2 protein-coding genes are annotated in these 5,264 nt (G+C 72.6%); one reads left to right on the top strand and one right to left on the bottom strand.

From position 1 onward, the window contains the following. Positions 1 to 104: 104 nt before the first annotated feature. A complete protein-coding gene (locus CCN56_RS01245; RefSeq protein WP_086822354.1) occupies positions 105 to 1,088 on the bottom strand; it encodes a LuxR family transcriptional regulator in 984 nt (327 codons plus the stop codon). A gap of 232 nt (positions 1,089 to 1,320) precedes the next feature. Here CCN56_RS01245 and CCN56_RS01240 point away from each other — a divergent pair, with 232 nt between their 5' ends. Next, a complete protein-coding gene (locus CCN56_RS01240) occupies positions 1,321 to 5,091 on the top strand; it encodes a S8 family serine peptidase (protein WP_086822351.1) in 3,771 nt (1,256 codons plus the stop codon). Positions 5,092 to 5,264: the final 173 nt, after the last annotated feature.

Here is a 5,264-nt window from a genome sequence, read left to right as displayed (position 1 = left end):
CGCGGCTGACGCCGGCGCCTGTGGGAGGGTGAGCGGCCGGTTCCACTTGCACCGGTTCCGCATACGACCTCGGGAGTCCCGTCCATGAACGGAAGGCGCCGGCGTCAGCCGCGGGCCACCCAGCCCTTCTCGTACGCGTGCCAGCCCAGCTGCAGCCGGGTCGTCACCCCGGTGAGCTCCATCAGCCCCTTCACCCGCCGCTGCACCGTCCGCAGCCCCAGGTCCAGCTGCTTCGCCACGCTCGCGTCCGTCATCCCGGCGAGCAGCAGCGACAGGATCTCCAGGTCCATCACGTCCGGGCCCGGCGCCTCGTCCTCGGTGATCTGCGCGCCCGCCCCGAGCCGCAGGGGCAGCGCCTCCCGCCACACCGACTCGAACAGGCCCATGAGCGATTCGAGGAGCCCGCTCGCGTGCACGACGATCGCCGCGGGCTCGGCGCCCCGCCCGGTCAGCGGCACCATGGCCAGGGACCGGTCGGCGACGACCAGCTTCGTGGGGACCCGGTCCGCGATCCTGATCTTCTCCTCGCGGCTGAGCGCCGCGGACAGTTCGAGCAGCCCGGTCGGGAGGGTGAGCACCTCGCGCTCGATCACCACCCGGTAGCGGACCCCGCGCCCGGCCGCCTGCTCCTCCGCGTCGTTCTCCAGGCCGGAGACCACGAGCGGCTTGCCCGTCACCAGGGCGCAGACCTCCTCCTGGGCGCCCAGCTGGAGCTGGAGGAAACGGTGCGTCACCGCGCTCGCCCCGGTCACCACCTCCACCAGGTCGTGCACGGCCGCCTCCTCGGCCTCCGCCCGGTACTCCTCGGCGAGCAGCGCGGCCGCCAGCTCCGCCTGCTCCAGCTCGTGGCGCTGCTGGGTGAGCAGCGCGCCGAGCGCGACCCCGGGCGGCGCCGCGACCCACCGGCCGGCGCGGGCCGAGGACTGGGCGGCGAGCCCCTGCGACTCCAGACGGCGCAGCGCCCGCTCGGTGTCCTGCTCGGGCAGGGCGAGCCGGTGCGCGAGATCGGTGACCTCGGCCGCGCCCAGCGCGACCAGGGCGCGGTACGCGGACTCCTGGCGCTCGTCGAGTCCTATCGCTCCCAGCATGGATGCCCCACCCCTCGCCGTACCTCCGGCGGGCGTCCCGGATCTTTCGGGGACGTTCACCGGAGGCATTCGTTCCGTTGGTGACCTGGCGGGAAACGGCCACGGCGTATTCCCGCCTCTCCCATCATCCCTGTACCGCCCTCACCTCTGCCAATGTGGCGCCACCGCAGCACCAACAGCCTCCGGAAAGGGGTGCCTTGTGCCCTTTTTCCGGATTCAGATGGGGAGAGCGATGCGTCCGATTTCGCGTACGGCCCTGGGGGCGGCGACCGCCGTCGTCCTGGCCGTCACCGCGGTCGCGCCGTCCATGGCCGATGAGCCGCAGGACGACACGGCCGGCAAGCGACCGCTGGTCGGCAGCGAGGCCTCGGCCCGCACCGGCGACGGGGCCGGGACCGCCACGGTGACCCTGGTCACCGGCGACCGCGTCCTGGTCACCCGGGACGCCGAGGGCAACCCGGCGGCCACGGCCCTGCCCCGCGAGGACGGGACCGTGCCCCTGGTGCAGACCCGCCGCTCCGGCCAGGACCTGTACGTCTACCCCGAGGACGCCACCACCGCGCTCGCCGCCGGACGCGTCGACGAGGAGCTCTTCAACGTCACGGGCCTGATCCGCCAGGGCTACGACGACTCCGCCACCACCACGCTGCCCCTGATCGCGGTCTACGGCTCCGACCTCGCCCGCTCCGTCCCCGCCGCCCCGCGCGGCGCGAAGCGCGGCCAGGTCCTCAAGGCCGTCGACGGCGTCGCGCTCAAGGCGGAGAAGAAGCAGGCCGCCACCTTCTGGGCGGAGGTCAGCGCCCCGGCCGCCCGCTCCGCCTCCTCCGGCCTGAAGAAGCTCTGGCTGGACCGCAAGGTCGTGGCCACCCTGGAGGAGTCGACGAAGCAGATCCACGCCCCCGAGGCCTGGGCCGCCGGCTACGACGGCAAGGGCACCAAGGTCGCCGTCCTCGACACCGGCGCCGACGCGGAACACCCCGACCTCAAGGGCCGCATCGTCGCCTCGGAGAACTTCACCGACTCCGACACCACCGGCGACCACCAGGGCCACGGCACCCACACCATCTCCACCGTCGGCGGCTCCGGCGCCGCGAGCGGCGGCAGGAAGAAGGGCGTCGCCCCCGGCGCGGACCTCCTCAACGGCAAGGTCCTCAACGACTCCGGATCCGGCGCGGCCTCCTGGATCATCGCGGGCATGGAGTGGGCCGTCGCCCAGGGCGCCGACGTCGTCTCCATGAGCCTCGGCAGCACCGTACCCACCGACTGCACCGACCCGATGAGCGCCGCGGCCGAGGAACTCGCCCGGAACAAGGGCACGTTGTTCGTCATCGCCGCCGGCAACTCGGGCCCGACGCACAACACGGTCTCCTCGCCCGGCTGCGCGCCCAGCGTCCTCACCGTCGGCGCCGTCGACCGCGACGACTCCACCGCCTGGTTCTCCAGCCGCGGCCCGACGATCGTGAACCACACCCTCAAGCCCGAGATAGCCGCCCCCGGCGTCGGCATCTCCGCCGCCGCGGCGGGCGGCCGGGGCGTGTACGCGTACCAGTCCATGTCCGGTACGTCGATGGCCACCCCGCACGTCGCGGGCGCCGCCGCCATCGTCAAGCAGCGCCACCCCGACTGGACCGCCCAGCAGGTCAAGTCCGCGCTCGTCGCCTCCGCCGACAGCGCCGTCCCCGGCGACGTCCGCGAGGTCGGCGGCGGCCGCCTCGACGTCGAGGCCGCCATCGACCAGACGGTCCTGAGCGCCCCCGCCGTCCAGGGCGGCACCTTCGACTGGCCCCAGGACAAGACCGACCGCACCACGGTCTCCGTGCCGTACACCAACACCTCCGAGGCCCCGGTCACCCTCGACCTGGCCGTCGAGAAGGTCACCGGCAACGACGGCTCCGCCGTCCGGTCGACCGTCGCCCGCCTCGGCAGGCGCACCGTCACCGTCCCGGCCGGCGCCACCGTCGAGGTCCCCCTCGACCTCGCCCCCGACGCCCACCTGGAGCGCGCCCAGTACGGCGACGTCACCGGCCGCGTCCTCGCCACCGGCCCCGGCGGCATCCACGTCTCCACCCCGTTCTCGCTGTACGTGGAGCCCGAGACGGTCACCCTGCGGGTCAAGCTGATCGACCGTCAGGGCAACCCCGCCTCCGGCGCCTCCTCCCTCGACGTCATCGGCACCGACACCGCCAGTGGTGAGCGCCGCTTCAACGAGGGGGCCGCCGACCAGGTCTACCGCCTGCGCCCCGGCAGCTACTTCCTCTCCTCCTTCGTCACCACGCCCGACGAGGGCGAGGGCGCCACGCTGAACGACTCGCTCAGCTACCTCGGCCGCCCGCAGGTCGAGATCAAGAAGGACACCACCGTCGTCCTCGACGCCCGCAAGGCCCACAAGCTGTCGGTCACGACCGACCGGGCCTCCGAAGTCCGCGGCGCCACCCTCGCGTTCGCCCGCTCCTGGGACGACTTCTGGCTGCACGCCGGAACCGCCGCCGGACCGCGCACCATCCGCGGCTACTACGCCTCGGTCGAAGGCAAGGCCGACGAGGGCGACTTCGAGTTCGGCAGCTACTGGCGGGCCGCCGCACCGCAGTTCACCTCGCTGACCACCGGCGACGGACTGGCCCTGCACCCGCTCACCGCCTCCCTCGGCTCCGACAACCTCGACGGCACCGGCTCGGCCCGCCTCGTCGACGCCGGAACGGGCACACCGGACGAGCTCAAGGCCGCCGGGGTCCAGGGCCGCATCGCCCTCGTCCGGCTCCCGGACGGCTCCACCGGTGCGGGCACCCTCGCCCGCAACGCCAAGGCCGCCGGCGCCGTCGCCGTCGTCACGTACCACTCGGCCCCCGGCCGCTGGTACCCCACGGGCGGCTTCACCGGCCTCGGCCTCCCCGTCCTCTCCGTCCCCACCACGGAGGCGACCGCGCTCCTCGACAGGCTCGCCGCGGGCGAGGTCACCCTGGCCTGGAAGGCCACCGCGAAGTCCCCGTACCTCTACAACCTGGCCTTCCCCGAGGCCGGCGCGGTCCGCGAGGACGAGGAGTACCGGGTCCACGACGCACAGCTGGGCCGCACGGACTCGACGTACGGCTCGGCCGGCATCACCACCGACTTCACGGACTTCCCGGCCGCCTACCGCCCCAACGGCCTCGGCATCTCCTTCGGCTCCCTGGAGACCGTCCCCGCGCCCGGCACCCGCAGCGAGTACTACTCCGCCGGTGACACCGCCTGGCAGCAGATGGTCAACAGCAGCCTCCCGTTCGGGGAGATCATGATCGGCGCCCGCCACGCGTACGCCCCCGGCGAGCAGCGCACCGAGAAGTGGTACGACGGCGTCATCGCCCCCACCGCGCCGCGCGACTCCACCGGGAAGCCGGTCCTCGTGGCCGAGCGGCAGGGCGACCTCATCGGCTTCGCCAACGCCATGTGGGGCGACTCCACCCATCACGCCGAGCCCGGGTCCTTCGGCGACATCGGCAACGTGCGCCTCAGCCGCGACGGCGAGCTCCTCGGCACGTCCAGCTGGCCGTTCGGCGTCTTCGAGGTACCGGCCGAAGCCGGGACGTACACGCTCGAACAGAACACCATGAAGATCGGCAGCAAGGTGTGGGCCCGCTCCACATCCGTCAACTCGGTGTGGAAATTCACCTCCGAGCTCGACGAGAGCGTCTATTCTCAGGGCATCCCGATTCTCTTCCCCCGGTACGACCTTCCGGAGGACGGACTCAAGACCCTCGCCGCGACCGACGGCCAGCACATCGGCCTCACCGCGACGGGTCACGCGGGCTACACCCCCGCAGCGCTCACCTCGGCGAAGCTCTCGTACTCCTACGACGGGGGCACGACCTGGACCGAAGCGCAGGTCTCTCAGCAGGGCGACGGCTGGACCGCGACCGTGAACCACGCGGGCGCGACCGGCAAGCAGGTCACCCTGAAGACCGAACTGACGGACGCCAACGGCAACTCCGTCACCCAGACCGTGGTCCGCGCCTACGACGTGCGCTGATCACGCCGGTCCGCCGGGCGTCCTTCCCGTGGGGGGTGGGGTCGCCCGGCGGACCACCCATTTGCAGCAACGGTTTTCCTGATGTCCCGTTTTCGGGCGCCGTACGCGGTGGACAATAAGGGCATGACTCAGCAGGGGGACAACTGGTGGGACAAGCTCTACGACGAGTCGGC

This window comes from Streptomyces sp. NRRL B-24572 (assembly GCF_002156145.1).
Lineage (GTDB): Bacteria > Actinomycetota > Actinomycetes > Streptomycetales > Streptomycetaceae > Streptomyces > Streptomyces vietnamensis.
This window is presented reverse-complemented; position numbering and strand designations above follow the sequence as displayed.

What these genes read in the sequence shown, in the direction of transcription:
- CCN56_RS01245 (WP_086822354.1), bottom strand. Translation starts at nt 1,088, where the DNA reads ATGCTGGGAGCGATAGGACTCGACGAGCGCCAGGAGTCCGCGTACCGC.
- CCN56_RS01240 (WP_086822351.1), top strand. Translation starts at nt 1,321, where the DNA reads ATGCGTCCGATTTCGCGTACGGCCCTGGGGGCGGCGACCGCCGTCGTC.